2 protein-coding genes are annotated in these 3212 nt (G+C 44.0%); both read left to right on the top strand.

The annotated features are described in order from the left end of the window. Positions 1-612: capsule biosynthesis GfcC family protein (locus MHN01_RS21885; RefSeq protein ID WP_239413423.1), on the top strand; the 612-nt coding region annotated here is incomplete at its 5' end. Position 613: 1 nt separating this feature from the next. After that, the gene (locus tag MHN01_RS21880) at positions 614-2806 is read left to right on the top strand and encodes a YjbH domain-containing protein (RefSeq protein ID WP_239413422.1); all 2193 of its coding nucleotides are present in this window, start codon (positions 614-616) and stop codon (positions 2804-2806) included. Positions 2807-3212: the final 406 nt, after the last annotated feature.

Below are 3212 nucleotides of genomic sequence, written 5' to 3'. Positions count from 1 at the left end.
CTAACTCTTGCTCAAGATCAGATTCAACCTTCATCTTCAAACTATATTTTCTGGACAGGTGCTGTACTGTTTGAGCGTTTTCCTCACCCTCAGAAACAACGTGTAGGTAGCCAACTTACGCAGTTAGCAAGCCTATGGAAAAATGAAGGAAAAAATGAACAAAGTCAAGCCGCTATCAAGCTCGCTACGCACATTGAAAACCTTAAAATTGGCGAAAGAATATTCACGCCTCTTGATTATGACCATGTCCGCATTGAACCCGCAATCAACCCTTTAGTTAATCATGATATGACATTGGTATTGCCCCCTCGCCCAAGGACTGTACTTGTCGCAGGTGCGGTATCCCACCCTAAAGAGGTTTCTTGGCAAGAACGCAGAAACGCCAATAGTTATCTCAAGCAAGTTGTGACACTCAACAATGCAAATAATAGCGAAGTCTGGATTATTCAACCCGATGGACAAGTTGAGCAACACCCTATCGCTTACTGGAATCAAAAGCATTTTGATATAGCGCCGGGAGCGGCAATCTATCTTGGTTTTTCCTCTTTACCTGATGAATTCAACACTATCAACGAGGACATTGTGAACCTGCTAAGGAACCGGGCTCCGTAAAATGAAAAAGACTTTAATAACCTCATTATCAACGCTTACAGTAGCGATGTTACCTGCATGGCAAAGCCATGCCGATGAATTTAGCTACCCGGAATTCCAACCATCCCAGTCCGACTTTGGTGGCGTAGGCTTGATCCAAATGCCAACAGGACGAGCAGCTCCTGAAGGTGAGTTCAACGTCGGTGGAACATTTAATGATGAATACCACCACTACACCGTTTCACTTCAGCTGTTGCCTTGGCTCGAATCCACAATCCGCTACACCTTAGTTCAAGATCTTCTTTATAGTGAAGATCCAAGCTTCAGCGGTGATACAAAATATACTGACAAAGGAATTGACTTCAAAGTTCGCTTACTGGAAGAGAGCTATTGGATACCGGAAACCTCAATCGGTGTACGTGATTTCGGTGGAACCGGATTATTTGATGGTGAATTCATTGCGGCTAGCAAACATGTCGGCCCATTTGATTTCACTGTCGGTGTGGGCTGGGGCTATATTGGCAATAGTGCAAATTTAACCGGTGACAAAACAGCCAGCAATGATTGTAATCGTAATACCGAGTATAAAGGTAAAGGCGGCAGTGTTGATTTTGATCGCTGGTTTAGCGGATGTAGCGCAGTTTTTGGTGGTGTAGAATATCAAAGCCCATGGCAACCACTGAGATTGAAAGTTGAATATGACGGAAATGACTACGCCAGTGACTTCCCTGTTACACAGGGTGGCATTGACATGTCTCAAGACAGCAAGTTCAACTATGGTGCGCTATATCGCCTAGGTAACTGGGGAGACTTGCGTCTTAGCTATGAGCGAGGCAATACCTGGACATTCGGCTTTAACCTCAATACCAACTTCAATGACCTAAAAGCAATTTGGCAAGATGAACCGCTACCAGCATACCAAAAGCAAACACCACGCCCGAATGACGACAAGAGTGAACTAAGTAATGAGGAGTGGCTTGAGCTTGCTCAGCAACTTCATCAGGTCGCTGGTTATGAAAACCCATCAATTTATAGTGACTCAGAAACGGTAACCGTTGTTGCTCCGCAAACTAAGTACCGAGATAGATCCGAAGCTCACCTGCGCGCGGGAACGCTTATTGCCAATCACGTTCCTGAGGCAAAAGAATACCGCTTAGTTGAAACATCAAACCGCCAGGCTATCACCGAAACAAGAATTGATAGCGAACAGTTCGTAAAAGTGGCAAACCATGAATACTTTGATGCAAAAGTTGAGGATGCGGCTAAAGTTGACGTTCCACAGGCACCTCAAGGATCGTTGATTGCCGCATCTGACAAAGATTGGGATGTCAGTGTTGCTCCAACCCTACAGCAATCTTTTGGTGGTTCAGAGAACTTTTATATGTTTAACATCGGTATCAATGCCGGTGCCAGCTATTGGTTTAGTGATCACGTTGAACTAGGCGGTTCTATTTACTTCAATATTTACGACAACTACGACAAATTCTTGTACGAAGTCCCGCCTGATGGTACCGATCTCAAGCGCGTTCGTACCTTGGTTCGCCAGTATATCAACGATAACCCAGTCCGAATGAATAACCTTCAGCTGACCTGGATGGATCGCCTTGGTGATAACTGGTACAGCCAAGCTTATGGTGGCTATCTGGAGATGATGTTCGGTGGTGTCGGCAGTGAAATACTATATCGCCCTCAAGGCAGTAACTGGGCAGTAGGTGTGGATGCTAACTATGTCATTCAGCGTGATCCGGACTCTCAGTTTGGCTTTTTCACTGAGGAAGTTCAGTTTGACCCTATCACCAACCGAGACTACAGGGTTCAAACGGGCGCAATCACAGGCCATGCGACTGTGTATTACCAACCTCAATGGGAATGGCTGCCAAACACATTGTTCAAAGTCAGTGCTGGCCAGTACCTGACAGAGGATAAGGGTGTTACTGTCGACTTCTCTAAACAGTTTGACAGTGGTGTAATTGCTGGTGCCTTTATCGCACAAACAAACTTATCTGCTGAAGAATTTGGTGAAGGGAGCTACAACAAAGGATTTTATGTCTCTATCCCGTTTGACATCATGACGGTTAAACCAAGTACCAATCGAGCTACGATTTCCTGGTTACCGCTAACCCGCGATGGTGGACAGATGCTTAATCGCAAGTATCAATTGTTTAGTGTAACTGATGCGCGATCCCCATGGTACGGGCGTAAGGCGATGAACTAAGTATCGGCATATAATCAAATATTCTAAAAAGCAAAAGCGAGAGGTTTTAGCCTCTCGCTTTTTTTATGCTTTAGTAGCACTTTGGCTTATACCGCCTAAAGAGCGAATAACTTCCCAAAAGTGTGAACCTCTGCGTAAAGTGCATTTTAAATGCACGATATGAGTAGTAAATATAGTAGTATCTTCTAATGACACTTCCATCAATAGAGTGGAAGAGAAAATAATAATAATCTAACGTACACTGTAGAAAGAGGTTAGAGCATGTATAGAGCATATGCTCATTTCACCATAAAACACCCGTATATCCATGTGTTTAACTTAATAACACTCTTGGTTATTTTTATGGTAAGTGGTTATCAACTTTTGGAAAATGAAAACCTAGCATATGCAGCAGGGTTTCTTATCG

Source organism: Photobacterium sp. OFAV2-7 (assembly GCF_022347985.1).
In the GTDB taxonomy this organism is placed as follows: Bacteria; Pseudomonadota; Gammaproteobacteria; order Enterobacterales; family Vibrionaceae; genus Photobacterium.
The sequence above is the reverse complement of the archived record's forward strand: the minus strand, read 5'-3'. Positions and strand labels throughout refer to the sequence as shown.

What these genes read in the sequence shown, in the direction of transcription:
- MHN01_RS21880 (WP_239413422.1), top strand. Translation starts at nt 614, where the DNA reads ATGAAAAAGACTTTAATAACCTCATTATCAACGCTTACAGTAGCGATG.